Source organism: Pseudomonas petroselini, assembly GCF_045037875.1.
In the GTDB taxonomy this organism is placed as follows: Bacteria; Pseudomonadota; Gammaproteobacteria; order Pseudomonadales; family Pseudomonadaceae; genus Aquipseudomonas; species Aquipseudomonas petroselini.
In genome coordinates, this window is the sequence record NZ_CP173614.1 from 2,994,878 (window position 1) to 3,019,175 (window position 24,298).

The 24,298-nt window shown below is 61.1% G+C and carries 24 protein-coding genes; 9 read left to right on the forward strand and 15 right to left on the reverse strand.

Annotation, left to right across the window (positions count from 1 at the left end; genetic code table 11):
- Positions 1–37 precede the first annotated feature (37 nt).
- Entirely contained in the window at positions 38–739 is a 702-nt protein-coding gene (locus ACI512_RS14095; protein ID WP_236380280.1) for a histidine phosphatase family protein, read from the reverse strand.
- Positions 740–987: 248 nt separating this feature from the next.
- Between ACI512_RS14095 and ACI512_RS14100 the strand changes: the two genes are divergently transcribed.
- The 3 genes from ACI512_RS14100 to hemB all read left to right on the forward strand — a co-directional run bounded on the left by ACI512_RS14100 (position 988) and on the right by hemB (position 3,623).
- On the forward strand, positions 988–1,686 hold the full coding sequence (locus tag ACI512_RS14100) for a glutathione S-transferase N-terminal domain-containing protein (RefSeq protein WP_012723384.1): 699 nt from the start codon (positions 988–990) through the stop codon (positions 1,684–1,686).
- A 3-nt stretch (positions 1,687–1,689) separates the two neighbouring features.
- Complete coding sequence (locus ACI512_RS14105) at positions 1,690–2,532, forward strand: PhzF family phenazine biosynthesis protein (RefSeq protein WP_236380281.1); 843 nt, start codon at positions 1,690–1,692, stop codon at positions 2,530–2,532.
- Positions 2,533–2,648: 116 nt separating this feature from the next.
- A complete protein-coding gene (gene hemB / locus ACI512_RS14110) occupies positions 2,649–3,623 on the forward strand; it encodes a porphobilinogen synthase (protein WP_231808109.1) in 975 nt (324 codons plus the stop codon).
- A 67-nt stretch (positions 3,624–3,690) separates the two neighbouring features.
- On the opposite strand, the gene ACI512_RS14115 is transcribed toward hemB, so the two are convergent.
- Entirely contained in the window at positions 3,691–4,305 is a 615-nt protein-coding gene (locus tag ACI512_RS14115; protein ID WP_231808110.1) for a LysE family translocator, read from the reverse strand.
- A gap of 146 nt (positions 4,306–4,451) precedes the next feature.
- Here ACI512_RS14115 and ACI512_RS14120 point away from each other — a divergent pair, with 146 nt between their 5' ends.
- Positions 4,452–5,537, forward strand: coding sequence for a DUF1615 domain-containing protein (locus ACI512_RS14120; RefSeq protein WP_236380282.1), 1,086 nt, complete (start codon positions 4,452–4,454; stop codon positions 5,535–5,537).
- Between the two features lie 160 nt (positions 5,538–5,697).
- On the opposite strand, the gene ACI512_RS14125 is transcribed toward ACI512_RS14120, so the two are convergent.
- The gene (locus tag ACI512_RS14125) at positions 5,698–6,552 is read right to left on the reverse strand and encodes a DUF4349 domain-containing protein (RefSeq protein ID WP_405121849.1); all 855 of its coding nucleotides are present in this window, start codon (positions 6,550–6,552) and stop codon (positions 5,698–5,700) included.
- Between the two features lie 155 nt (positions 6,553–6,707).
- On the opposite strand from ACI512_RS14125, the gene ACI512_RS14130 reads away from it, so the two are divergent.
- On the forward strand, positions 6,708–7,124 hold the full coding sequence (locus ACI512_RS14130) for a PaaI family thioesterase (RefSeq protein ID WP_236383915.1): 417 nt from the start codon (positions 6,708–6,710) through the stop codon (positions 7,122–7,124).
- Between the two features lie 135 nt (positions 7,125–7,259).
- Here ACI512_RS14130 and ACI512_RS14135 read toward each other — a convergent pair whose 3' ends face one another.
- Genes ACI512_RS14135 through ACI512_RS14145 form a run of 3 tightly spaced genes read right to left on the reverse strand, consistent with a single transcriptional unit; the run spans position 7,260 to position 9,845 of the window.
- Positions 7,260–8,441 carry an acetyl-CoA C-acetyltransferase gene (locus ACI512_RS14135; protein WP_102061020.1) on the reverse strand — a complete coding sequence of 394 codons (1,182 nt, stop codon included), beginning with the start codon at positions 8,439–8,441 and terminating at the stop codon, positions 7,260–7,262.
- Positions 8,442–8,452: 11 nt separating this feature from the next.
- Positions 8,453–9,112, reverse strand: coding sequence for a CoA transferase subunit B (locus ACI512_RS14140; protein ID WP_038851304.1), 660 nt, complete (start codon positions 9,110–9,112; stop codon positions 8,453–8,455).
- A gap of 34 nt (positions 9,113–9,146) precedes the next feature.
- Entirely contained in the window at positions 9,147–9,845 is a 699-nt protein-coding gene (locus ACI512_RS14145; RefSeq protein ID WP_010211319.1) for a CoA transferase subunit A, read from the reverse strand.
- A 134-nt stretch (positions 9,846–9,979) separates the two neighbouring features.
- Here ACI512_RS14145 and ACI512_RS14150 point away from each other — a divergent pair, with 134 nt between their 5' ends.
- Positions 9,980–10,879, forward strand: a complete 900-nt coding sequence (locus ACI512_RS14150) for a LysR family transcriptional regulator (protein ID WP_236383706.1) — start codon at positions 9,980–9,982, stop codon at positions 10,877–10,879.
- Positions 10,880–10,979: 100 nt separating this feature from the next.
- On the opposite strand, the gene ACI512_RS14155 is transcribed toward ACI512_RS14150, so the two are convergent.
- The 6 genes from ACI512_RS14155 to ACI512_RS14180 all read right to left on the reverse strand — a co-directional run bounded on the left by ACI512_RS14155 (position 10,980) and on the right by ACI512_RS14180 (position 18,700).
- Entirely contained in the window at positions 10,980–11,309 is a 330-nt protein-coding gene (locus ACI512_RS14155) for a hypothetical protein (RefSeq protein ID WP_012723392.1), read from the reverse strand.
- A 505-nt stretch (positions 11,310–11,814) separates the two neighbouring features.
- Positions 11,815–12,660 carry an NAD-dependent protein deacetylase gene (locus ACI512_RS14160; protein ID WP_236383705.1) on the reverse strand — a complete coding sequence of 282 codons (846 nt, stop codon included), beginning with the start codon at positions 12,658–12,660 and terminating at the stop codon, positions 11,815–11,817.
- A gap of 8 nt (positions 12,661–12,668) precedes the next feature.
- Positions 12,669–13,109, reverse strand: a complete 441-nt coding sequence (locus ACI512_RS14165) for a CBS domain-containing protein (protein ID WP_236383704.1) — start codon at positions 13,107–13,109, stop codon at positions 12,669–12,671.
- 131 nt (positions 13,110–13,240) lie between these two features.
- Entirely contained in the window at positions 13,241–15,190 is a 1,950-nt protein-coding gene (locus tag ACI512_RS14170; RefSeq protein WP_250948300.1) for a DNA topoisomerase III, read from the reverse strand.
- 175 nt (positions 15,191–15,365) lie between these two features.
- On the reverse strand, positions 15,366–16,988 hold the full coding sequence (locus ACI512_RS14175) for an MFS transporter (protein WP_236378595.1): 1,623 nt from the start codon (positions 16,986–16,988) through the stop codon (positions 15,366–15,368).
- Between the two features lie 65 nt (positions 16,989–17,053).
- Complete coding sequence (locus tag ACI512_RS14180) at positions 17,054–18,700, reverse strand: GMC family oxidoreductase (RefSeq protein ID WP_250948299.1); 1,647 nt, start codon at positions 18,698–18,700, stop codon at positions 17,054–17,056.
- 129 nt (positions 18,701–18,829) lie between these two features.
- On the opposite strand from ACI512_RS14180, the gene ACI512_RS14185 reads away from it, so the two are divergent.
- Positions 18,830–19,723 (forward strand): LysR family transcriptional regulator, encoded by an 894-nt coding sequence (locus ACI512_RS14185; RefSeq protein WP_236378599.1) that lies wholly within the window; start codon positions 18,830–18,832, stop codon positions 19,721–19,723.
- Positions 19,724–19,779: 56 nt separating this feature from the next.
- Here the strand turns inward: ACI512_RS14185 and ACI512_RS14190 are convergent, their stop codons facing one another.
- The 3 genes from ACI512_RS14190 to ACI512_RS14200 are packed head-to-tail and all read right to left on the reverse strand — an operon-like array spanning position 19,780 to position 22,811.
- On the reverse strand, positions 19,780–20,877 hold the full coding sequence (locus ACI512_RS14190; protein WP_236378601.1) for a DNA alkylation repair protein: 1,098 nt from the start codon (positions 20,875–20,877) through the stop codon (positions 19,780–19,782).
- A gap of 18 nt (positions 20,878–20,895) precedes the next feature.
- Positions 20,896–22,242, reverse strand: coding sequence for a glutamine synthetase family protein (locus tag ACI512_RS14195; protein ID WP_064055489.1), 1,347 nt, complete (start codon positions 22,240–22,242; stop codon positions 20,896–20,898).
- 11 nt (positions 22,243–22,253) lie between these two features.
- Positions 22,254–22,811 (reverse strand): helix-turn-helix domain-containing protein, encoded by a 558-nt coding sequence (locus ACI512_RS14200; RefSeq protein ID WP_046035925.1) that lies wholly within the window; start codon positions 22,809–22,811, stop codon positions 22,254–22,256.
- A gap of 210 nt (positions 22,812–23,021) precedes the next feature.
- On the opposite strand from ACI512_RS14200, the gene ACI512_RS14205 reads away from it, so the two are divergent.
- Positions 23,022–23,480, forward strand: coding sequence for an REP-associated tyrosine transposase (locus tag ACI512_RS14205; protein WP_236378605.1), 459 nt, complete (start codon positions 23,022–23,024; stop codon positions 23,478–23,480).
- Between the two features lie 461 nt (positions 23,481–23,941).
- Entirely contained in the window at positions 23,942–24,250 is a 309-nt protein-coding gene (locus tag ACI512_RS14210) for an RcnB family protein (RefSeq protein ID WP_012723404.1), read from the forward strand.
- Positions 24,251–24,298: the final 48 nt, after the last annotated feature.

Sequence of the window (24,298 nt, forward strand, 5' to 3'; positions counted from 1 at the left end):
GTCCGCAGATGAGTCAATAACGCAGCATCATACGCTGTCAGCTATCGGCACTCACCTGGGAGGGGGGCGGGCAGGTTTCCTCGCCGTTGTTCAAGCCTTGCTTGTAGTTGCGGCTCAGCAGCGAGGCCTTGCCGTTGTGCCACGTCAGCGTCAACACATACAGCGTGTCGTAGTCGCTGCCGGACCAGTCGTGGGTGATGGTGTGTTTTTCCCCCGACGCTTCACTGGCCACCTTGTTGATCAACTCCGGCAGGTAGCCGTGGGACCAGGCGGTGTAGATGATGGAGTTGTGGTATTTGTCCTCGACCAGTTCGTCGGCGAGTGCGCTGGTGTCATTCGCGGAAAACTTGATGTTCACCGGCAGGCCCAACTTGATGGCGCTGGGGCTGATGGTCATCAGGGGCCGAATATAGCTGTAGGAATTGTCTAGCTCGCCTTCCTCGACATTCCGTGTCGGGTTGGCCGCAAAGACGAAATTGGCTTTGCCGAATTTTTCCGGGAGCACCGTGGCCAGGTTCATCGCACGGTTGAGGCCCTGGCAATTGAGTTGGCCCAGGCCACCGACGGGTTTTTCGCCGTGGCGCAGGAAAACCAGGGTTTGTACGCCATCCACCGGATCGGCGCTGCTGATGCGCGATTCCAGGGTCAGGCCGACAGCGCCGCCTGCCAGCAGCAGCGGTAACATAATGTATGAATATCGTTTCAGGCGCAGCGCAAGGCACAGAGGCTTGATTGTCATGAGTGTCGAGTCTTCAGTGCATCGGATTAAGGCGGACAAGCCCGGCCCAGTACGCATCCAGCGTCCTGCGGTGTTCCCTGTCGATGTAGCGAGGTGCCTCCATTCACCGGACGAGCGCACTTGAGAGTGCCCATAGGCGTATTGGTTCGCCTGCGAGGGATAATAGCCAGCCGATGTTGCGCATTGATGACCCATGCAGGACACCGTGCGTATGATTATGATGGGGCTTTCTGCCCAGGGACTTCCCAATGAACCCGCTTGCCGCTTTCCCGATCAACAGCAAATGGCCGGCTCAACATCCCGAGCGTTTGCAGCTGTACTCGCTGCCCACGCCCAACGGGGTGAAAGTGTCGATCATGCTCGAAGAACTGGGCCTGCCCTATGAGGCGCATAAAGTCAGCTTCGAGACGCAGGACCAGTTGTCTCCCGAGTTCCTGTCCCTGAACCCCAACAACAAAATCCCCGCCATCATTGACCCCAATGGCCCCAGCGGCCAGCCGCTGGCGCTGTTCGAGTCCGGTGCGATCCTGATCTACCTGGCAGAGAAAACCAGCCAACTGCTTTCCGAAGACCCGGCCACCCGTTATGAAACCATCCAGTGGCTGATGTTCCAGATGGGCGGTATCGGCCCGATGTTCGGCCAACTGGGGTTCTTCAACAAATTTGCCGGCAAGGCCTACGAAGACAAGCGCCCTCGCGACCGCTACGCCGCTGAGTCCCGGCGCCTGCTGGACGTCCTGGAAAAACGCCTGCTGGGCCGCACTTGGATCATGGGCGACGCCTACAGCATCGCCGATATCGCCACCTTTCCGTGGGTTCGCAACCTGATCGGCTTCTATGAATCCGGCGACCTGGTGGGCATTGCCGACTTCCCCAATGTACTGCGCGCGCTGGACGGTTTTGTAGCGCGGCCAGCCGTGATCCGTGGCCTTAACATTCCGAGTTGAAACATGCAGACTTTCGATTTCAAACAGCTGGACGTATTCAGCCGCGTGTCGCTCAAAGGCAACCCATTGGCGGTGGTGTTCGATGCTGACAGCCTGTCCGACCAGCAGATGGCGGATTTTGCCAACTGGACCAACCTCAGCGAAACCACGTTCCTGCTGACCCCCCGCGACCCCAGGGCTGACTATCGGGTGCGAATTTTCACCACCCTGCAGGAACTGCCCTTCGCCGGGCACCCGACGCTCGGCAGTTGCCACGCGTGGCTACAGGCAGGCGGTATTCCACGCGGCGAGGAGATCATCCAGGAGTGCGAAATCGGCCTGGTGCGTATCCGTCGCCAGGGCGATGAACTGGCGTTTATCGCACCGCCATTATTGCGTTCCGGGCCGGTCGAGGCCGCCGTGATAGAGCGCGTGCGTCAGGCGTTGCACTTGGCGCCCGACGCCATTGTGCGCAGCCAGTGGGTCGATAATGGCGCGGGCTGGCTGGCGGTGATGTTGGCCGATCGAAACCAGGTGCTGGACCTGCAACCGGATTACTCGCAACTGCTCGGTTTGGCGGTGGGCGTGATTGCGCCGTGTGACCCCGCTCGCGACGATGTGGACGCGCAGTTCGAAGTGCGTGCCTTTATCGCAGGCGATGGCGCGCAGGAAGACCCGGCCACCGGCAGCTTGAACGCCGGGCTGGCCCAATGGTTGCTCAGCGAGGGCCTGGCGCCCGAGCGCTATGTGGTCAGCCAGGGCACGGCCATAGGACGGGCGGGGCGGATTCACGTTGAGCGCCAGGGCGATGAAATCTGGGTCGGTGGCGCGGTTGCGGTGTGCATCGAAGGGCATGTACGGCTCTAGATCAATAAATTGTTACGGCACACGCAATACACTGTTGGCCCCTTGGCGTTTGTGCTGCCGGGGCCTGGGGCATAAGCTTTCGCCCTAAAGTTTTCTGCCACTTTTTCAGGATATCCATGACCAGCCAGTTCCCCCAAGCCCGTCCACGCCGCCTGCGCCGCTCTCCGGAGCTGCGTGGTTTGTTCCAGGAAAGCGAGTTCACCCTCAACGACCTGGTGCTGCCGATTTTCGTCGAAGAAGACATCGACGACTTCGTGCCCATCACCAGTATGCCGGGCGTGCTGCGTATTCCTGAAAAGAAACTGGCCGGTGAGATCGAGCGCTACGCGCGTGCCGGTATCAAGTCGGTGATGACCTTTGGCGTGTCCCACCATCTGGATGCCAGCGGCAGCGACACCTGGAAAGAGCGCGGCCTGGTTTCGCGCATGTCTTCGATCATCAAGGACGCCGTGCCAGAAATGATCGTGATGTCGGATACCTGCTTCTGCGAATACACCGACCACGGCCACTGTGGCGTGATGCACGGCGCCCATGTCGACAACGATGCGACCTTGGTCAACCTCGGCAAGCAAGCCGTGGCCGCTGCGCGTGCCGGTGCCGACGTCATCGCCCCGTCGGCGGCGATGGACGGCCAGGTCCAGGCGATTCGCCGTGCCCTGGATGAAGCGGGCTTCACCCATATCCCGATCATGGCGTATTCCACCAAATTCGCCTCGGCCCTCTACGGCCCGTTCCGCGAAGCCGGCGGCAGTGCGCTCAAGGGCGACCGCAAAAGCTACCAGATGAACCCGATGAACCGCCGCGAAGCCGTGCGCGAATCGCTGCTCGACGAGCAGGAAGGCGCGGATGCGCTGATGGTAAAGCCGGCCGGTGCCTACCTCGACATCATCCGCGACATCCGCGAAGCCTCGCGCCTGCCGGTGGCGGCGTATCAGGTGAGCGGCGAGTACGCGATGATCAAGTTCGGCGCCCAGGCCGGTGCGATTGATGAGGACCGTGTCGTGCGTGAGACCTTGGGCTCGATCAAGCGCGCGGGCGCGGACTTGATCTTCACCTACTTCGCGATGGACCTGGCACTGGCCGGGATCTAGAAAACACCGCAAGTCTAAATGTGGGAGCGGGCTTGCCCGCTCTCACATTATTTGATTGCAGTGTTTATCAGCGTTGCGCAAACGCCAGGTTCAAGCCCAACCCCGCAAAGGCCGCCGCAAAACTGCGGCGCAGCCAGTTCTGCACCCGTGGCGACTCGATCACTGCGCGGCGAAACACATTGGCCAGCAGGCCATACATCACGAACACTGCAAATGTCATCGCCATGAATACAGCGCTCAGCACCAGCATGTGTAGGGCAGGGGCCGTGCTGCCTGGCGTGACGAACTGGGGCAGGAAGGCCAGGAAGAAAATGGTCAGCTTCGGGTTGAGAATGTTCATCAACAGGCCGCGCAACATCAGGGTCCACGCACTTGAAAGCGTAGGGGTGTCGCTGACCGCAAACGCCGAGCGATCCCGCCAGGTGGCGTATGCCACGTACAACAGGTAGGCGACGCCTGCGTACTTCAGCATATCGAACGCTAATGCACTGGTGTGCAATAGGGCGGACAGGCCGAGAATCGAAGCCAGTAAATGAGGGATGATCCCGGCGGTACAGCCCAGCGCGGCGAACACACTGGCACGCTTGCCGGCGGTGAGGCCTGTGGACACGGTAAAAATCACGCCGGTGCCGGGAATTAGCACGACGATCAGGCAGGTGATGAAGAAGTTCAGGCTGAGCATGGCATTCAAACTCCGTGTACGAATGGTCGATGACAGATCCTGTCACGTTTGTGATTGACTGGCGAGCACGCCAGGGCGGCGAACCCTGGTTAGACTTACCGGTCGATATCTGCAACGCCCGGCCCGCCGCCCTCCAAGGAAACCCCATGTATTCAAGCCGCCTGATCCTGTGCCTTGCCACTTTGCTGGTGCTGGCCGGTTGCTCTGCAACACGCAACCCGCAACAGCCGGAGCGCAGCGAGACCGAGGTGAAGGCGCAGATCGTGCGCCTGCTGCCGGCTAACGTCTCGGACCGCAACGGTTGGGCCCAAGACATCTACACCGCCTTCGACACCCAGAAAATCTATCCCAGCACGGAAAATATCTGCGCCGTGCTGGCGGTGACCGAGCAGGAATCTACGTACCAAGTCGACCCGCCCGTGCCGAACATGGGCAAGATCGCCCAGGATGAGATCCTGCGGCGTGCCGGAAAAATCCACGTGCCGGCGTTTGTCGTGCGCAGCGCGCTGCAACTGAGTTCGCCCACCGGCAAGACCTACACCGACCGCCTGAACGCGGCACGCACGGAGAAGGACCTGAGTGGCATCTTCGATGACTTCATCAGCATGGTGCCCCTGGGTAATACACTGTTTGGCGGTTTCAACCCGGTGCACACCGCAGGCCCGATGCAGGTGAGTATCGACTTCGCGCAGAAACAGGCACGCGGTTATCCCTACACGGTGGACGGCACTATTCGCCGCGAAGTTTTCACCCGCCGTGGCGGCCTGTACTTCGGCATCGCGCATTTGCTCGGTTACCCGGTGAACTATGACCAGCCGCTGTACCGTTTTGCTGACTTCAATGCCGGTTGGTACGCCAGCCGCAATGCCGCGTTCCAGGCCGCGGTCAGCCGTGCCTCGGGTACCGAGTTGGCGCTGGATGGAGATTTGATTCGCTATGGTTCGTTGCTCCCCGGCACCACCGAATTGGCGGTGCGCTCATTGGGCGCGAAGCTGGATATGCGCAACCCCAGCATCCGCAGCCAGCTGGAGCAGGGTGAGCAACTGGATTTCGAGGACACCACGCTCTACAAGCGCGTGTTTGCCCTGGCTGACAAGGCCGCGGGCAAACCGATGCCACGGGCGATCCTGCCGGGCATCGTGCTCAAGAGCCCCAAGATCACCCGCAACCTCACCACCGCATGGTTCGCCAAGCGCGTGGATGAGCGGTATCAGCGTTGCATGAAACGCTGATCAACTGTGTGGTGAGCGGGCTCCTGTGGTAAGCGGGCTCCTGTGGTGAGCAGGCTTGCTGTGGTGAGCTGGCTTCCTGTGGTGAGTGGGCTTCCTGTGGTGAGCGGGCTTGCCCCGCGCTGGGGTGCGTAGCGCCCCCCATCAAGTACGATGCGGTCTATCAGGCATCACTCGGCGGCTCACTCTGGGCCTGCTTCGCACCCCAGCGCGGGGCAAGCCCGTTCACCCCAGGACGGCTCCTCACCACAAAGCGTCGCCACAACCACACCCACAACCACACGACCGGAAACGCCAGGATCACGAACGGCAACACATAGCTTGACCGTTCCAGGGCGTCGGCTGTGCCTTCCACCAGGTTGTCGCCCAGGTTGCTGAACATGCGGCTGAAGCGTGACTGCTGATTGGCGCCGTCAGAGGAGCGGAAATTCAGCGTCACACGGTTGGTGTCGAGACGACGTTGCTGGCCGGCGGCAACCTGGGCCAGCTCCTGGAGTTCGTTTTCGATAGCGGCCTGTTCCTTGCTCAAGACGATCAGGTCACTGACGGTGATGTCCTTGCGTTTGGCCAACTCATCCAGGCGTTGTTGTTGGGCTTGCAGACGGTCCTGGCGGCGGTGTACGTCGGCGACGGCATCGGCCAGGTCCTCGGCGGTGGTTATGCGCTGGCCGAGTTTGCCGCCTTCTGCGGCCATCGCAACGATCGGCTCCACACCCGTCGGCGCAATGCGCAGGATGATCTGGCCGCCGCTGCTGTCTTCGGTGATGCCGAGGATATTGCAGGCACCGAAGCGTGCCGTTTCGCAGGCCTCGCGGGTGGCCTGCATACGAGGGGCGAGCAGAGCGCCGGGCAGGGCCAGGCTCAGCTCGTGCTCGTAGGCCAGTTGTGCCCCGGCCCGGCCCTGTTCGCCGTTGATCACCGTGGCGCGGGAGTGGTCCTTGGGCGAACAGCCTGCAACGGCCAACGCTGCCAGCAGGAGCAACAGGTAGGGTTTTGGTTTGCCGTCCAGGTGGCGCATTGCTGTTCCTTGGGATCAGGGGGGATTTGACGGCGATTAAAGCGGGTCTGGCGGATTAACGCAAAGCATCGTGGGGGATTTGCGCGGTTGATGGTGATGGCTGCCGTGGGTGGCCTGGCGTACACCTCAAGCCTGACTCAAAGGAAGAAATCGCCATGATCGCCCACGCCATACCCGAAGGTTTTGTCTCGCTGCCCCGCAGCAGCCCGCTGCTTGATTTGCTGGGCCCTGCGTATTGCCGGGGGGAGGGCCTGCAACTGGAAATCGGCCTGCGGGCCGACAATCGCCACGCCAATGGACGGGGCACGGTGCATGGCGGGGTGTTGGCGACCCTGGCGGATATCGGCATGGGTTACGCAATGGCGTTTTCCAGCGAGCCGCCACTGCCGTTGATTACCGCGAGCATGACCTTGGATTACCTGGGCGCGGTGCAGGTGGGGGAGTGGATTGTGGTGCGCCTGGAACATCACAAGCGCGGGCGGCAGATGGCGTTTGCGACGGTGAGCCTGCAGGTGGGGGAGAAGGTGGTGGCGCGGGCGAATGCGGTGTTTGCGGTGCCGCGTTCTGACTGACCTGTAGTGAGCGGGCTTGTCCCGCGCTGGGCTGCGAAGCAGCCCCAACACCTGACGCCGCGCTTTACTTGAAAAACGCGGCGGCCTATTGGGGCCGCTTCGCGGCCCAGCGCGGGACAAGCCCGCTCACTACAATCAGCTGCGTTCTAGGGCCAGGGCTACGCCTTGGCCGCCACCGATGCACAGGGTCGCCAGGCCTTTCTTGGCATCGCGTTTGATCATTTCATGCAGCAGGGTCACCAGTACGCGGCAGCCTGAGGCGCCGATTGGGTGGCCGATGGCGATGGCGCCACCGTTGACGTTGACCTTGTCGGTGTCCCATTCCAGCTCTTTGCCCACGGCCAGGGATTGCGCGGCGAAGGCTTCGTTGGCTTCGATCAGGTCCAGGTCGCCCAGGCTCCAACCGGCTTTGTCCAGGCAACGGCGAGTGGCCGAAACCGGACCGATGCCCATGATGGCCGGGTCGACGCCGGCATTGGCGTAGCTGGCGATGCGCGCGAGTACCGGCAGGCCGAGGGCCTTGGCTTTGTCGGCACTCATCAGCAGCACCGCAGCGGCGCCATCGTTGAGGCTGGAGGCATTGCCGGCGGTGACGCTGCCGTCTTTCTTGAAGGCCGGTTTCAGCTTGGCCAAGGACTCGGCGGTGGTGCCGGCGCGCGGCTGTTCATCCACGGCGAAGGCCACCGGGTCGCCTTTGCGCTGGGGAATCAGGATCGGTGTGATTTCGTCGGCAAACCGCCCGGCCTCAATGGCGGCGACGGCTTTTTGCTGGGAAGCCGCGGCGAACGCGTCCTGGGCTTCTCGGCTGATGCCGTATTTGTCGACCAGGTTCTCGGCGGTGATGCCCATGTGGTAATCGTTGAACGCATCCCACAGGCCGTCGGTGATCATGCTGTCGATCATCTTGGCGTGGCCCATGCGCAACCCAGTGCGCGCGGCGGGCAGTACGTAGGGGGCCAGGCTCATGTTTTCCATGCCGCCGGCGATGATCACGTCGGCGTCACCGCAACGAATGGCCTGGGCGCCCAAGTGCAGGGCCTTGAGGCCGGAGCCGCAGACTTTGTTCAAGGTCAGGCTCGGCACGGCGTGGGGCAGGCCGGCAAGGATCGAAGCCTGGCGCGCCGGGTTCTGGCCGCTGCCGGCGGTGAGCACTTGGCCGAGGATCACTTCATCCACTTCGGCCGGGTCCAGGCCGGTCTGCTCCAACAAGCGACGGATCACGGCGGCGCCCAGTTCGGGGGCCGGGATATTCGCCAGCGAACCCTGGAAGCTGCCCACGGCGGTGCGGGTGGCAGCAACAATCACGACGTCTTGCATGGGATCTGTCCTCACTGGAAGTGCATTTCTGGAACGTGGTCCGGGACGATCAGTTTACCGGCGGTCTTGCTCACAATCTCTTCAACGCTGACGCCAGGTGCGCGTTCCTTGAGGACAAAAGCGCCATTTTCGATTTCCAGGTACGCCAGGTCGGTCAGCACACGCTTGATGCAGTTCGCACCGGTCAGCGGCAGGCTGCATTGGCTGAGCAGCTTGGATTCACCGTCCTTGGAAGCGTGGGTCATGATCACGATGATGTTTTCTGCACCGGCCACCAGGTCCATGGCGCCACCCATGCCTTTGACCAGCTTGCCCGGGATCATCCACGAGGCGATGTTGCCGTTTACGTCGACTTCAAACGCACCGAGCACGGTGAGATCGACGTGGCCGCCACGGATCATTGCAAAGGACTCGGCCGAGGAGAAAATCGACGCGCCGATGCGCGCGGTCACGGTCTGTTTGCCGGCGTTGATCATGTCGGCATCAATGGTTTCTTCAGTCGGGAACGGTCCCATGCCGAGCAGGCCGTTTTCCGATTGCAGCATGACTTCCATGCCTTCGGGGATGTAGTTGGCGACCAGGGTCGGAATGCCGATGCCCAGGTTCACGTAGAAACCGTCCTGCATTTCGCGGGCGACGCGTTGAGCCATTTGTTCGCGGGTAAGCGCCATTTTATGAGTCCTTATTGTTCGGGCTGGGGGCGGATTATTTGCGCACGGTGCGCTGTTCGATGCGCTTCTCGAACGTGCCGCAGATGATCCGGTCGACGTAGATGCCAGGGGTGTGGATCTGCGCCGGGTCCAGCTCGCCCGGTTCGACGATTTCTTCGACTTCGACCACGGTGATCTTGCCGGCGGTGGCGGCCAGCGGGTTGAAGTTCTGAGCGGTGTGGCGATAGATGACATTGCCGAAGTGGTCGGCTTTCCAGCCTTTGACGATGGCGAAGTCACCGGTGATGGATTCTTCCATCAGGTACGGGCGGCCGTTGAATTCGCGGGTTTCCTTGCCTTCGGCGACCGGGGTGCCGACGCCGGTAGCGGTGAAGAAAGCGGGAATGCCGGCACCGCCCGCGCGCATTTTCTCGGCCAGGGTGCCTTGGGGGGTCAGCACCACTTCGATTTCGCCGCTGAGCAATTGCTTCTCGAACAGTGCGTTTTCGCCGACGTAGGAGGCGATCACCTTGCTGATCTGCTTTTCTTCCAGCAGCACGCCCAGGCCAAAACCGTCGACGCCGCAGTTGTTGGACACCACGGTCAGGTCGCGGGTGCCTTTGCGCTTGATCTCGGCGATGAGGTTTTCCGGAATGCCGCACAGGCCAAAACCACCGGAGAGCACGGTCATGCCGTCTTCCAGGCCTGCCAGCGCTTCTTCATAGGACGCCACGCGTTTATCGAAACCTGCCATATGCACCTCTTTTTCTTGTGTGTGGGCCAGCCAATGAACCGAGTGTTGCTCCGACGGATTGATTTGTTAAGTTGTTTTTTAAGGTTGATTGATTTAGAAAACAGCATAGTCGACCCGCCGCCCGGAGCAACCTCATGACCGTCAAACAGATGCGCGCGTTTCTCGCCGTGGCCCAGAGCCTGAGTTTTGCTGCCGCCTGCGAGCGCCTGCACCTTTCCCAGTCGGCGTTGAGCCTGACCATCAAGGGCCTTGAAGAAGGCCTGGGTGGGCGCCTGTTCAGCCGCAATACGCGCAATGTAGCGCTGACACCCGAAGGCGAATCCCTGCTTCCGCTGGCACGCCGGCTGATTGCCGATTGGGACAACGCCGAGGATGAGCTGCGCCAACGGTTCACGCTGCAGCGTGGGCGGGTCACGGTCGCGGCGATGCCGTCGTTTGCGGGCAACTTGTTACCGCCGATCCTGAAGATATTCCGCGCACGTTACCCGCAGGTGAACGTGACGGTGCATGACTTGATCAACGAGCAGGTGCTGGAGATGGTGCGTGACCGCCAGGTGGAGTTGGGCGTGGCGTTCGAGCCGTCAGAAGGGTCGTCGCTGGCGTTCACGCCGTTGTACCTGGATCGCTTCATCGCTGTGGTGCCCGGTGATTCGCCGTTGGCGGGGTGTGCCGAAATCGATTGGAAAACCTTGCTGGAGCAGCCGTTCATCACCTTGCAACGGCCGTCCACGGTACGGTTGATGCTGGAAGAACACTTGGGCGCTCTAAAGATGAAGCTGCCGGTCGCACTGGAAAGCCATCAATTGGCGACGGTGGGCAAGATGGTTGCCAGCGGGCTTGGCGTCAGCGCGGTACCCGCGTTGTGCGCACGGCAGATGGAAGAGGCGGGTGCTCATTGCATCACCTTGACCGACCCGGTGATCGAGCGACCGATTGGGGTATTGACCAAGCCGGGGCATGAGCTGTCAGCGGCGGCGCAGGCGTTGTTTGATATTTTTCAGGATGAGGCCGCGAAAGGCCGGTTTCCGCTCTGATCACTGCAGGCACCGGCTGTTGTTGATAACAGAATAACGATGGCAATAAAAAAGTCCGCTCGGCTCACCGGGCGGACTTAATGTGTTAATTAGTTTTTTATCAGCAGTATCTATCAATTACCTTAACGTGCGATTGGCCCTTGAGGTTCTGCCATTCGGTGTTAAGTGTGTGGAAGACTTGCTCGATAAAATTACGATCGGCTGCCGCTTTCTTACCAACATAACCCTGGCCGCGACGGTAAACCTTCAGGCGCGCTGCCAGTTCACGGTGATTGCGGTCGAACTCGGCCTCTTCGGTATTGGGCTCCAGGCAGTCAAGTTGCACTTCGCCCGATTTGCCAATCCACAGGATATGGTCGTCGAGTGTGTCTTTCTGCGCTGCGAACATCTCAGCCAATTCATCGATAGTTGGTTGGTTGTTCAGATTCATGTGTAAGCCCCTTGACCAGTTGGCGATCTATCAGTTGGTTCGTTAAAACTTCGTTAGTTGTCTCCGGTTGCGAAAACCGGGCGTCAGCAACGGTCTGCCGAATACGGGCAGGGTCTTGAACCTGATGCATGTAGTCTTGCTGATGAACTGCTACGCAATGCTTTCATAACAAAGACAAGCCGCATTTGAGCGCCTTGTACCGAGCCCTTTGGGCCGGTCAGCTTCATCAATCCGCCTTGTGGGCAGTGCACATCCGGAAAAAACAGCTCGGCGGTCAGACGAGCTTGTTCAAAACGCTGGTTGCCAACGCTCCCGATCCGGGAGACGTCTCGATAATGCAAGGACAAAAACGTTACGTCAACGGTTATGTAGTGATTATTTTTTCTCACTACATAAATTGCTGTGGGGACGGGAGAATGCGGGAGAACGTGACTTGAGCGTCATTTTTTGTGCGGTGGGTCGCGAGACTGAGAGGGCAAACTCAACACCGTTCAATGTGGTTGTGCTAGCCGAGTCGATCGACCAACAACGGCAACAACCGCTCGCACGATGCCTCGATCTTCACCTGCAGCAGTTCATCCCCCCGGGTCTTGCCCAGGTTGATGGCAATCACGGGCTTGCCGTGGTCGACCATCGCCTTGCACAAGCGAAACGCCGAATAGGCCATGAGCGATGACCCTACCACCAGCAACCCCTCGGCACGTCCTACCGCAGCCATTGCCTTGGCCGCTGTCGCCGGCGCGACGTTCTCACCAAAAAACACCACATCCGGCTTCAAGCGCTCGCCATTGCAATGGGGGCAGTGGGGGACCTGGAAGTGTTCTTCAAAGGCCGTGTCGAGCAAGGTGTCGCCATCCGGGGCCTGCACCGCATGGACTTGCGCCAGATAGGGATTGTCGATTTCCATCTGCCGCTGGATCACACCGCGCTCGCTGCGCTGTTGGCAGTCCAGGCACAGCACCCAATGCAGGCTGCCGTGCAGTTCGATCACATCGTGGCTGCCGGCCTGATCATGCAGGGTGTCGACGTTTTGTGTGATCAGCCCGCTGATGCGCTCGCGCTGCTGCAAGGTTGCCAATGCCAGGTGTGCCTGGTTCGGTTGCGCAATGCGTACCCTTGGCCACCCCAGCATCGCCCGTGCCCAGTAACGGCGACGTGCCTGCGGGGTGGCGAGGAACTCCTGGTACATCATCGGTGCCCGGCCTCGACGCACGCCTTCGCTGTCGCGGTAATCGGGAATGCCCGACGACGTGCTGATCCCCGCACCGGTCAACACCAGAAAACGCCGTTCGGCCATGGCCCGGTGCAGGGTGTCGAGGTGCTCCTCTTGATGTTCCAGCGTGTCGAGCATGGGGTCCCCTATTCGCCGCGGATGTACTGCTCCAGCTGTTTGATCAGGTCAGCCTGGTCGGCGATGGCTTCTTTGACCAAGTCGCCGATGGACAGCAGGCCCAGCAGTTTGCCGTCTTCGACCACCGGCAGGTGACGCAGGTGACTGTCGGTCATGATGTTCATGCACTCATCGACCTTTTTATGGGAGTCGACGGTGATCACCGGAGAACTCATCACCTCATGCACTTTTGTGGTGACCGACGATAGACCCTTAAGCATGATTTTACGTGCGTAATCACGTTCGCTGATGATCCCTACCACCACGCCTTCCTTGATGACCGGCAAGGCCCCGACGTTTTTCTCCGACATCCGGACCAGTGCTTCAAACACGGTGTGGTCGTGTTTGATGGTATGGACCTCCTGGTTTTTCTGGTCCTTGCTTTTGAGCACTTGTGCAACGGTTTTCATGGCGGCCACTCCGGTGTTGTTGTGAGTTAGTCAGGGTCCCCTTACAGAATCCTAGACGGCCCACGCCGAGGCAAGGTCCAAAGCGGCGTTAAACCCGTCGAAAAGCGTCATTCGCCGGTTTTTTTCAGTATTCACCCAGCATTTGTCGGCTTTTTTGCCCGCTTGGGGCTGGCTGTCGTCTTGCGTGGCGCGCTCTTGCGTTTGTTTTTCCACGGCGTGGCGCCTCGACCTGCCGGGCTGGCCGGGCCGGTGATGGTCATGCGCATGCCATTGCAGCGCGCCACCTGCTTGCTCATCCAGGCCGCCTGTTTGGCGACGAATTCTTCCAGGCTCATTTCGCCGCTTTGTACCATGTCCAGCGCCTGCTCCCAGATCGCGGTAGTGCCAGGGTCGGCGATGGCGCGGGGCACCGCGTCGATCAGGCTGAACGCCGCCGGTGTCGCCGACAGCGCCTTGCCGTTCTTCACCAGGTAACCTCGGTCGAGCAACCCTTGGATAATCCCGGCGCGGGTGGCTTCGGTGCCGATGCCGGTGGTGTCCTTGAGCTTTTGCTTGAGCAGCGGGTCTTCCACCAGCTTGGCGACGTTTTTCATCGCCTTGATCAGGTCGCCTTCGGTGAAAGGCTTGGGCGGTTGGGTCCAGAGGTCCTTGAGGTTGACCTTGGCCACCGCGTAATCCTGGCCCTGCACCAATGTCGGCAATGCCTGCGGCACAGGCGCTTCACGGCCCTTGGTCGGCGCGAGGGCTTCGGGCAGGGCGCGTTTCCAACCCGGCTCGATCACCACTTTGCCCACCGCACGCAATGCTTGGCCCGCACAGTCGAAATCCGCTTGGGTGCGATCGTATTCATGGTTGGGCAGGAACTGCGCCAGGTAGCGCGCGCGAATCAATGTGTACACCGCACGATGCTTACCGGTCAGTTGCCCGACCTCCTTGCCGGCACCGGTCGGGATGATGCCGTGGTGGGCGCTGACCTTGGCGTCGTTCCACGCCCGCGAGCGACGCTGGGGATCGATATGCGGCATCAATGCGTTTACCGCTGTATCAGCGCGTCCCAGCGCAGCCAGAATTTTCGGTGCTTCGCTGTGCTGACTAACCGGCAGGTAGCCGCAATCGCTGCGGGGGTAGGTGATGACTTTGTGGGTTTCATACAGCGACTGGGCAATATCCAGGGTTTCCTGCGCGCCGAGGCCGAGTTTCTTGGAGCAGATTTCCTGCAGGGTGCCGAGGTCGAAGGGCAGGGGCGCGACCTCACGCATGCGTTCGGTGCGTAGCTTCACCAGTCGCGCCGTGGCGGCATTGGCCATGGCATCGGCGGCGTCACGCGCCAGTTGCGGGTTGAGGCAGCGGCCCTGGTCATCACAGGCCTCCTCGGCCGCGCGCCATTGGGCGGTGAAAGTCATGCGCTCGTGGTGCAGGTCGACATCGATGGCCCAGTAAGCCACCGGCACGAAATCCGCAATGCTGCGGTCGCGGTCCACCACCAGGCGCAGGGTCGGCGTCTGCACCCGACCTACGGGCAATACGCCCTGGTAACCGGACTGGCGCCCGAGCAGCGTGAACAGGCGGCTCATGTTCATGCCGATCAACCAGTCGGCGCGGGAGCGGCCCAGGGCCGAGTGATACAGGCTGAAGGTCTCGGCGCCGGGTTTGAGGGCCGCCAGGGCCTTGCGAATCGAGGCATCGTCGAGCGCCGACAGCCACAGCCGTTGGATCGGCCCGCGATAGCGGCAATGCTCCACCAACTCGCGCGCGATCATCTCGCCTTCACGGTCGGCGTCGGTGGCGATCACCAATTCCTGGGCTTCGCCCAGCAGGCGCTTGACCACCTTGAATTGGCTGGCGGTCTTGGGTTTGACCAGCATCTTCCATTTTTCCGGGACGATGGGCAGGTCGGCCAGCACCCAGCGTTTGTACTTGGCATCGTACGCATCGGGCGGGGCGGTTTCCAACAGGTGGCCGATGCACCAGGTGACTGTGACCCCATTGCCCAGCCAGCAACCGTCGCCCCGGCGGCTGGCGCCGAGCACGGCCGCAATATCCTTGGCCTGGGAGGGTTTTTCACAGAGGTACAGCCGCATGGTCATCACATCAGATTGGGTTGATGCCTTGCAGGATGCTTAGTCTGAGGGATTTGAGCAACTGTTATCTGTATGGATGTACAGCAATTTATGTAGGCGCTGGGGAATAAATGTGGGAGGGGGCAAACCCCCTCCCACAGGCGGTCTTCAGTGGTTGAAAATCCGCTGTTACGGGTCAGTTGTTATCAATATCCACATGCCGCGTTTCTTTCAGGCAGACCATCCCCACAATCAGGCTCACCCCTGTCACGACCACCGGGTACCACAGGCCGTAGAAGATATCGCCGGTGTACACCACCAGGGCAAACGACACGGTCGGCAGGAACCCGCCAAACCAGCCGTTGCCGATGTGGTAGGGCAGGGACATCGAGGTGTAGCGGATGCGCGTCGGGAACAGTTCCACCATCAGCGCTGCCAGCGGGCCGTAGCACATGGCGGCGATCAGGATCAGCGCCACGATCAGCACCACCACCATGGTCTTGTTGACCTGGGCCACATCCGCCGAAGACGGGTAGCCGGCCAGGGTCACGGCGCCACGCAGGGCTTTTTCGTCAAAGCCGTCGATACGCACGTCACCCACGCTCACCTGCACCGGGCTGCCGGCAGGTGCCACGGCGCTGCTGTAGGGCAGGCCTTGCTTGACCAGGAAGGTCTTGACCTTGTCGCATGGGCTGTCAAATTTCGCCTTGCCCACCGGGTCGAACTGGAAGGTGCAGGTCGCCGGATCGGCCAGTACGGTGATCGGTGCCTGGCGACTGGCCTGGTCCATCGCCGGGTTTGTGTAGTGCGCCAGGCTCTTGAAGATCGGGAAGTACAGCACGGTGGCCAGTAGCAGGCCGAGCATCAGCACCGGCTTGCGGCCCACTTTGTCCGACAGCCAGCCAAAGAAGATAAAGAACGGTGCGCCGATCACCACGCTGATGATCAACAACATGTTGGCCAGGGCCGGGTCCATTTTCAGGAACTGCGTGAGGAAGAACAGCACGTAGAATTGCGCCGCGTAGAAGGTCACCGCCTGGCCGCCGTTGATGCTGAACAGGGCGATCAGCACGATCTTGAGGTTCTCCCATTTGCCGAAGGACTCGCGGATCGGCGCCTTGCTGACCTTGCCTTCCTCTTTCATTTTCAGGAACGCCGGCGACTCATGCAGGCTCATGCGGATCCAAGTGGAAATGCCCAGCAGCACGATGGAAAACAGGAATGGAATGCGCCAGCCCCACACTTCGAACTGGTCACCGGTGAAGTAACGGCAGGCCAGCACCACCAGCAGTGAGAGCAACAGGCCGAGGGTCGCGGTGGATTGAATCCAGCTGGTGTGAAACCCGCGCTTGCCCGCAGGCGCATGCTCGGCCACATAGGTCGCCGCGCCGCCGTATTCACCGCCCAGTGCCAGGCCTTGGAGCATGCGCAGCACGATCAGGATGATCGGCGCCGCAATGCCGATGCTGGCGTAGGTCGGCAACAGCCCGACGCAGAAGGTCGCCACGCCCATCAAAATAATGGTGACGAGGAAGGTGTATTTACGCCCGATCATGTCGCCCAACCGGCCAAACACCAGTGCCCCGAACGGTCGCACCACAAAGCCGGCCGCGAAGGCCATCAAGGCGAAGATAAACGCCGTGGTGTCGTTGACCCCGGCAAAGAACTGCTTGCTGATCACCGCCGCCAGGGCGCCGTAGAGGAAAAAGTCATACCACTCGAACACCGTCCCCAGGGACGAGGCGAAGATGACCTTCTTTGAGTCGTTGCGGGTGCTCGCGTCCATAGACGCGCCCAGGGGTTGAGCATGTTCTGACATCGGGTAGCCCTCACAGTGATTATTTATTGTTGTTCCACTGTCGGCGCCAGGTTTGGCGCCGCTATTCAGATTGCATGAACCAGTTCTTTCTCCGGGGCGAGACTCCTTGTAGGCGGCGAAAGGATCAGCTGCGCGGCTTTCTCCGCGATCATCAGCGTCGGTGAACAGGTGTTGCCGGAGGTAATGCGCGGCATGATCGACGCATCGGCGATGCGCAACCCAGGGACGCCATGCACCCGCAGTTGCGCATCGACCACCGCCTCTTTATCGCTGCCCATGCGGCAGGTACCGACCGGGTGGAAGATGGTCGTACCGATGCGCGCGGCGGCTTCGTGCAGTTCCTCTTCGGTCTGCAGCGAGTCGCCCGGTAGATATTCCACCGGCTTGAACTGGCTCAGGGCCGGTGCGGCAACGATGCGGCGGGTCAGGCGGATCGCATCGGCGGCCACACGCAAGTCTTCCGGATGGCTGAGGTAGTTGGGCCGGATCAGCGGTGCATCCGCCGGGTTGGCCGAGCGAATGTCGATGCGCCCGCGACTTTGCGGGCGCAAGTCGCAGACCGAGGCGGTAAACGCCGGGAACGCATGCAGCGGTTCGCCAAAGCGCTCCAAGGACAGCGGTTGCACATGGTATTCAAGGTTGGCCGAGGCCTGTTCCGGGCCCGAGCGGGCAAATGCGCCGAGCTGACTGGGCGCCATCGACAGCGGGCCGCTGCGGTCGTACAGGTAGCGCAGGCCCATGCCCATCTTGCCCCATACGGTGCCGGCGATCTGGTTGAGGGTGCGGGCGTTTTCCAGCTTGTAGATCAGCCGCAGTTGCAGGTGATCCTGCAGGTTGCCGCCCACGCCCGGTAACTCGTGCAGTACCTCGATGCCCAATGGCTTGAGCACGTTGGAGGGACCTATCCCGGAGCGTTGCAGGATGCCCGGTGAACCCACGGAGCCGGCGCACAGCACAATCTCCTTGCGCGCTTTCCAACTGACCTGCTGGCCGTGCTGACGCGCGACCACCTGGGAGGCGCGGCCGTTTTCCAGCAGCACGCGGTCCACGTCCACGTCGGTCAGCACTGTGAGGTTGGGGCGTTGGCGGACCGGCTTGAGAAACGCCTTGGCTGCGTTCCAGCGCACCCCGGCTTTCTGGTTGACCTGGAAGTAGCCGCAGCCTTCGTTGTCGCCCTGGTTGAAATCATTGAGGTTGGCAATGCCGCTCTGCGCCGCTGCGTCACGGAACGCATCGAGGATCGGCCAGTGCAGGCGCTGTTGCTCGACCCGCCATTCACCGCCGTCGCTATGGAACTCCGAGTTGCCGGCAAAGTGGTTTTCGCTTTGCTTGAACAGCGGCAGCACGTCTTTCCAGGTCCAGCCTGCGTTGCCTTCTGCCGCCCAGCCGTCGTAGTCCAGGGCCTGGCCGCGCATGTAGATCATGCCGTTGATGGACGAACAGCCGCCCAGCACCTTGCCGCGTGGATAACTCAGCGCACGGCCTTGCAGGCCTTCCTGGGCTTCGGTCTTGAAGCACCAGTCGGTGCGCGGGTTGCCGATGCAGAACAGGTAGCCGACGGGGATATGGATCCAGGGGTAATTGTCGCGGCCGCCGGCTTCAAGCAGCAGCACGCGATGGGCGGGGTTGGCGGACAGTCGATTGGCGAGCAGGCAGCCCGCGGGGCCAGCGCCTACCACGATGTAATCGTATTCAGCCGTTGCAAAGGGCATCTGAGGCCTCGCTTGTTTTTCTTATTGGTTCCATCCTAGTTGTTAGTTTTCGTCTTAAAAATGTTAGTTTTTACCCAGCTGCTGTGCGTTTTTAAACAGCGTAGCCGAGGCTCATTCAATGGAGGCGTCATGTTCGACTGGAACGACCTGCGGTACTTTCTTGAGTTGCAGCGCAGCGGCCGCCTGCTTACCGCCGCGCAACGCCTGAAAACCACGCATGCCACCGTGGCCCGGCATATCGAGGCGATCGAGAAAAGCCTCGGCACCGCACTGTTCGTGCAGCATGCCCAGGGCTACGAACTGACCCCCGCCGGCGAAGCGCTACTCAAGCACGCTGAAGCCATGGAAAACGTCGCGCTGCTGGCCGAAGACGAACTGACCCACTCCGCCGCGCCCCTGGGCAAGATCCGCCTCGGGGTGGCCGAAGGGTTGGGCGTGATGTTCCTGGCGAGCCGCATGGGCGGCCTGTTCGACCGCTACCCCGGCCTGGAAGTGGAACTGTTGGCGGTGCCGCGCTTTGTCAGCATCCTCAACCGCGAAGCGGAAATCAGCATCCACCTCGAACGCCCGAGCGTCGATCAACTGGTCACACGCAAACTCACCGACTACCGCCTGGCCCTCTATGCCAGCCGTGCCTATCTGGACCGCAACCCGCCGATCGAAAAACGCGAAGACCTCGCGGCGCATGCGTGGATCGATTACGTGGACGACCTGCTGTTCAGCCAGGAGCTCAAATTCCTCAGCAGCTTCTGCCGCAACCCCAAGGTGGTGTTCCACAGCACCAGCGTGATCGCCCAGCACCAGGCGGCGCGCTCCGGGTTGGGCATTGCGGTGTTGCCGTGCTTCATGGCAGCCGGCGACCCGGAGCTGGTGCCGTTGCTGCCGGGGGAGGGGATCCAGCGCAGTTACTGGATCAGCTCGCGCCGGGAGTTGCATAAGTCGGTGCGGCTGCGGGTGTTGTGGGACTACGTGGTGGAGTTGTGCGCGCGCGAGCAAGGCTTGTTGCTGGGCGAAACCAACTGAAGAAACCGGATCAATACTGCTCCCACATTGGATTTGTGTGGAATCACTGAACCCGGTCAGGCGCGCAACTCAAACTCGGCACTCCCCAGCCTTTCCCCATTCACCAGCACATGCACCACATGCCGGCCAGGGTAATGCTTGCGGGTGGTCATGTCGCGAATGTGCTGTTCGCGCCGAATGTGCTGCTGCTCTCCGGCACCCAGGCTGAACGCCTTGAGCTTGAACACCTTCGCCGAGCCGTGGCCGGTGCTCTTCACGTAGTCGATGGCGTAATCCACCACCAGCTTCTGTGGGGCCGGGGCCGTGGATTCCAGGGTGAAGGACAGGTTGATGCGTTCGCCGAGGTTGATCACCGCTGGCGTGACCATGAGATGGTGGATCTTCACTTCGGCCTTGGCGCCTGCACCCATAAGGGTCAATGCGCGCATATTGCCTTGCTTGATCAGGCTGCGCAGGGCGTGGCGGGCGATCCAGGCGGTGTGAGGGTTCTCCAGGTTCCAGCCTTCGATCAGGCTGAGCACCCACTCCGGGTGGTCCTTGGTGATGTCGTTGAGGTGGTTGGCCACGGACTTGCGCACGTACAGGCTGGTGTCGGCCTTGAGGTGGTCGAGGATCGACGCGCACAGCTCAGGGTCAGCCTGGACTTCGGCCAAGCGAAACGACCAGGGCAAGCGCGGCCGCGACCCTTCGCTGGCCAGGCGGCGCACGTGTTCGTTGTCATCCTGCGACCACGCCTGCATCACCGCCAATGTGCGCTGGAAGTCGTGCAGCAGAAAGTGGCGAATGGCGAATTCGGCGGAGCCAAACGTCGTGAAGTATTTAAGGGCGGCCATGGAGCGCTTGAAGTCATCCCGCCCATAGCTCGCCACGTAGTGCGGCAAAAACAGGCTGACAAACCCACTGTTCAGGCGTGGCGCCAAGGCGTAGAGCAGCGTGAGGGTTTGCGGGTAGTCCAGCGGGATCACCGCATGCAGGCTCTCGCTGACCCGCGCCATGCGCTGCATCACCGATAACTCGGCCAGCCCGGCCTTGGCGTGCTTGAGGAAGCCCTTGGCGTCGAACGTCGGGTACACCGCCGTCATCTCACTGGCGATGTGTTGCAGGCGTTCGACGTTGAAAATTTCCTTCAGCGCCGGGGCAGCTTGGTCGGTCATCGATGATTCCAGGGGCGGTTAAAGAAACCAGCGGTATTCCCGCGCATTGATCTCTTGTTGAAAGGCCAGGTGATCCTGGCGTTTGTTCTCGCAGTACACGTCCACAAATTCGGCGCCCAGCTTATCGCGCAACACCGCTTGATGCTGCATGGCGCGCACGGCTTCGAGCATTTCCAGGGGGAAGTCGCTGCCGCTGCTACGGTCCTCGTTCAGCGGGGCGATGGGTTCGCGCTTGGCTTCGAGGCCATGCTCCAGGCCCACCAGGATCGCCGCCAGTACCAGGTACGGGTTGGCATCGGCACTGGCCAGGCGATGCTCGACGCGCAGGTTGCGTGGGTCGGACTCGGGAATGCGCACACACGCGTCGCGGTCTTCAAAGCCCCAGCTGGCGCGGGTGGCGGCATTCACCGTGCCGCCCAGGCGGCGGAAGGCGTTGTGGTTGGGCGAGAAGATCGGCATGCAGTGCGGCAACAATTCCAGGCACCCGGCCACGGCGTGGCGTAGGGGCTGCTGCTGATGAGCTGCGAGCACATTGTTGCCCGCGCCGTCATACAGGCTGACATGCACGTGCATTCCGCTGCCCGGGAATTGCAGGTAAGGCTTGGCCATGAAACTGGCGCGGTACCCCTGTTTGAGCGCCACGCCACGGGTGCTGCGGCAGAACAGGGCGGCCCAGTCGGCGGCGCGCAGGCCGTCGTCGAGGTGGCCGAAGTTGATCTCGAACTGGCCGGGGCCGAGTTCGGCGGTAATCACCGTGATATCGATGCCCTGGTCCTTGGCGGTTTGCGCCATGTCATCCAGCACGCCGCTGAAGCGTGACAGCCGTTCGATGTGCAGGTTGGGCTGGTCGTCGGCATCGTCGCTGAGCGGGTCGCGGGCGAATTGCGGCAGGCCGTTATCCAACGTTTTGTCGAACAGGTAGAACTCCAGCTCAAACGCCACCACCGGGTGGATGCCCTTGTGCTGCAAGCGTTCCAGCACCTTGGCCAGGACTTCGCGGGGTTCGAATTCGATGGGCGCGTCGGTGCCATCGGAGGTCATCAGCATCTGGCCCAACGGCTGTGATTCCCAGCTCACCGGCTTGAGCGTGCCCGGCACCAGGCGGCGGTTGGCGTCCGGGTCGCCGTCGTTGAAGCAGTAGTCGCCAATCTTGAACAGCCCGCCCTGAGCCCCCAGCAACACGGCATTCTGCGGCAGCTTCAAGGGGCTGCCGGCGGCAACTTTTTCCAGCATCTCGATGGGGTAGCGCTTGCCGTAGAAATGCCCGGGAATGTCCAGGGCGATCAGGTCGACATAACGCACATCGGGATGGTTCTGGCGAAAGGTCCGTACTTCGGCCAGTAACGTGGAGGCATGGCTTTTCACGGGTGTTGCTCCTAGTTGTAAACCCACAACACGCGGGCGGGCAGGTCGGTGAGGTTGGCGTAGCGGCAATGGGCGAAGCTGGCCAGGTGAAAGCTGTCGCCGGGGCCAAGGGTGACCGGATCGGCCTCACCTTCTACCCATAGCGTCAATTCGCCCTCCAGCACAAAACCGGCCTGCTCGGCGCGATCGCTCATGGTTTGTTCGCCGCTGTTGGCGCCAGGGGCTAAGAGGCTGTCGAGCATCGAGAACGCGCCGTTCATGCTCGGTGAGACGAGGATGTCGGTGATGCCATTGGCGTAATACACCGTGCGCCGCTCGTTGGGGCGGGTGATCCAGTCCACGGCCTTGGGTTTGGGCTGGCTGTAGAAGTAGGTGGTGGGCACGTCGAGGGCGTGGCTGATGGCGGTCAAATCGGCCACCGTCGGTCGCGACAGGCCGCGCTCGACCTGAGACAGGAAACCCACGGAACGCTCAATTTTTTGCGCGAGCTGGGCGAGGGTGAGCTTCTTGTGCTTGCGCAGATCGTGGATCAACGCCGCGAGAGTGGCGAGTTCTTCTTGTTGGTTCATGAAATTTATTTCGATTAATTTCATGAAAAATTACAGGATTTATTTCATGCGGGCAATGGGGGCTGCAGGATGAGGGGGTTCCTGTGGCGAGGGAGCAAGCTCCCTCGCCACATGGGTGGAAGGAAATATGAGGAAATTGAATTGAGCAGGGAGATTGGCGCGGACTGCTAGGTTGAGTTGATCGGATTATCAATCGCCAGGAGCATTGAGTTGCTTCAGAAGCCCAGCTCTCATTTGTTACGTCGTGGTCGTTACTCAGAAACAGGTCGTGCCTACTTGGTGACCGCGGTGGTTTATCAACGGCGGCCCGTATTTACCCACTTTTACCTGGGGCGGTTGCTGGTTGCAGAACTCAAGCAGGCCCATGACCTCGGCCTGGTTGAATCACTCGCATGGGTCATCATGCCGGATCATTTCCATTGGTTGTTTGAATTGCAGGACGTGTCGCTGCCCCAGGTTATGCAGCGGGTGAAATCGAGGAGTACGCTGACGATCAATCCAGCCTGCGGCACACAGGGCGCTTTTTGGCAAAGCGGATACCATGATCGAGCCGCGCGTGCCGAAGAAGACCTTATCCAAATCGCGCGCTACATCATCGGTAATCCCCTGCGAGCAGGCTTGGTGGAGCAAGTGGGCGACTACCCTCTATGGGACGCTACCTGGCTATGAAGGCATGTCACCTGTGGCGAGGGAGCTTGCTCCCGCTGGGCTGCGAAGCGGCCCCAATTCATACGCCGCGTTCGTTCAGGGAGTACACGGTTCTGCTTTTTGGGGCTGCTGCGCAACCCAGCGGGAGCAAGCTCCCTCGCCACGGGGGTGGTGCGCTACATTGTCAGTAATCCACTGCGAGCAGGCTTGGTGGAGCAAGTGGGTGACTACCCTCTATGAGGCGCTACCTGGCTATGAAGGCATGTCACCTGTGGCGAGGGAGCTTGCTCCCGCTGGGCTGCGAAGCAGCCCCAGCTCTTACGCCGCGTTCGTTCAGGAGGTATACGGTTCTGCTTTTTGGGGCTGCTGCGCAACCCAGCGGGAGCAAGCTCCCTCGTCACAGGTGGCGTGTTGCTTGATTGAATGATCGCGCGTGGCAGCGGTCCGAACCTGGGTACGCATCATTCATTGAAGGAGCACCCATGAAATCCAAATCCCTGATCGCTTGCCTGCTGGTCGCCACGAGCCTGTCCACCGCCAGCTTTATCGTGCAGGCCGGTGATACCCCTCAGGAAACCGTGCAACCTTCGAATATCAACGCCCGTGACTTGAAAGAAGGTGATCGCGCGCCGGATATGCTGATGCGCAAGGAATCGGCCGTCAGCGACTGGAAAAAACGCGGTCTCAAGCAGCCTGAAGAAGACAGCCAATGGACGCGAGTAGGCGATAAGTTCGTACTGCTCAAGACCACCAACGGCACCATCCTGGAGATCACCCCCGTCAAGAAGTGACGGTGGTTATCGTAGCGGCTCAGGGTTGAGGTAACCGGCTTCAAAAAC

What these genes read in the sequence shown, in the direction of transcription:
- ACI512_RS14200 (WP_046035925.1), bottom strand. Translation starts at nt 22,811, where the DNA reads ATGAACCAACAAGAAGAACTCGCCACTCTCGCGGCGTTGATCCACGAT.
- ACI512_RS14120 (WP_236380282.1), top strand. Translation starts at nt 4,452, where the DNA reads ATGTATTCAAGCCGCCTGATCCTGTGCCTTGCCACTTTGCTGGTGCTG.
- ACI512_RS14190 (WP_236378601.1), bottom strand. Translation starts at nt 20,877, where the DNA reads ATGACCGACCAAGCTGCCCCGGCGCTGAAGGAAATTTTCAACGTCGAA.
- hemB (WP_231808109.1), top strand. Translation starts at nt 2,649, where the DNA reads ATGACCAGCCAGTTCCCCCAAGCCCGTCCACGCCGCCTGCGCCGCTCT.
- ACI512_RS14160 (WP_236383705.1), bottom strand. Translation starts at nt 12,660, where the DNA reads ATGCTCGACACGCTGGAACATCAAGAGGAGCACCTCGACACCCTGCAC.
- ACI512_RS14170 (WP_250948300.1), bottom strand. Translation starts at nt 15,190, where the DNA reads ATGCGGCTGTACCTCTGTGAAAAACCCTCCCAGGCCAAGGATATTGCG.
- ACI512_RS14150 (WP_236383706.1), top strand. Translation starts at nt 9,980, where the DNA reads ATGACCGTCAAACAGATGCGCGCGTTTCTCGCCGTGGCCCAGAGCCTG.
- ACI512_RS14105 (WP_236380281.1), top strand. Translation starts at nt 1,690, where the DNA reads ATGCAGACTTTCGATTTCAAACAGCTGGACGTATTCAGCCGCGTGTCG.
- ACI512_RS14135 (WP_102061020.1), bottom strand. Translation starts at nt 8,441, where the DNA reads ATGCAAGACGTCGTGATTGTTGCTGCCACCCGCACCGCCGTGGGCAGC.
- ACI512_RS14210 (WP_012723404.1), top strand. Translation starts at nt 23,942, where the DNA reads ATGAAATCCAAATCCCTGATCGCTTGCCTGCTGGTCGCCACGAGCCTG.
- ACI512_RS14175 (WP_236378595.1), bottom strand. Translation starts at nt 16,988, where the DNA reads ATGTCAGAACATGCTCAACCCCTGGGCGCGTCTATGGACGCGAGCACC.
- ACI512_RS14155 (WP_012723392.1), bottom strand. Translation starts at nt 11,309, where the DNA reads ATGAATCTGAACAACCAACCAACTATCGATGAATTGGCTGAGATGTTC.
- ACI512_RS14125 (WP_405121849.1), bottom strand. Translation starts at nt 6,552, where the DNA reads ATGCGCCACCTGGACGGCAAACCAAAACCCTACCTGTTGCTCCTGCTG.
- ACI512_RS14140 (WP_038851304.1), bottom strand. Translation starts at nt 9,112, where the DNA reads ATGGCGCTTACCCGCGAACAAATGGCTCAACGCGTCGCCCGCGAAATG.
- ACI512_RS14180 (WP_250948299.1), bottom strand. Translation starts at nt 18,700, where the DNA reads ATGCCCTTTGCAACGGCTGAATACGATTACATCGTGGTAGGCGCTGGC.
- ACI512_RS14145 (WP_010211319.1), bottom strand. Translation starts at nt 9,845, where the DNA reads ATGGCAGGTTTCGATAAACGCGTGGCGTCCTATGAAGAAGCGCTGGCA.
- ACI512_RS14185 (WP_236378599.1), top strand. Translation starts at nt 18,830, where the DNA reads ATGTTCGACTGGAACGACCTGCGGTACTTTCTTGAGTTGCAGCGCAGC.
- ACI512_RS14115 (WP_231808110.1), bottom strand. Translation starts at nt 4,305, where the DNA reads ATGCTCAGCCTGAACTTCTTCATCACCTGCCTGATCGTCGTGCTAATT.
- ACI512_RS14165 (WP_236383704.1), bottom strand. Translation starts at nt 13,109, where the DNA reads ATGAAAACCGTTGCACAAGTGCTCAAAAGCAAGGACCAGAAAAACCAG.
- ACI512_RS14095 (WP_236380280.1), bottom strand. Translation starts at nt 739, where the DNA reads ATGACAATCAAGCCTCTGTGCCTTGCGCTGCGCCTGAAACGATATTCA.
- ACI512_RS14130 (WP_236383915.1), top strand. Translation starts at nt 6,708, where the DNA reads ATGATCGCCCACGCCATACCCGAAGGTTTTGTCTCGCTGCCCCGCAGC.
- ACI512_RS14100 (WP_012723384.1), top strand. Translation starts at nt 988, where the DNA reads ATGAACCCGCTTGCCGCTTTCCCGATCAACAGCAAATGGCCGGCTCAA.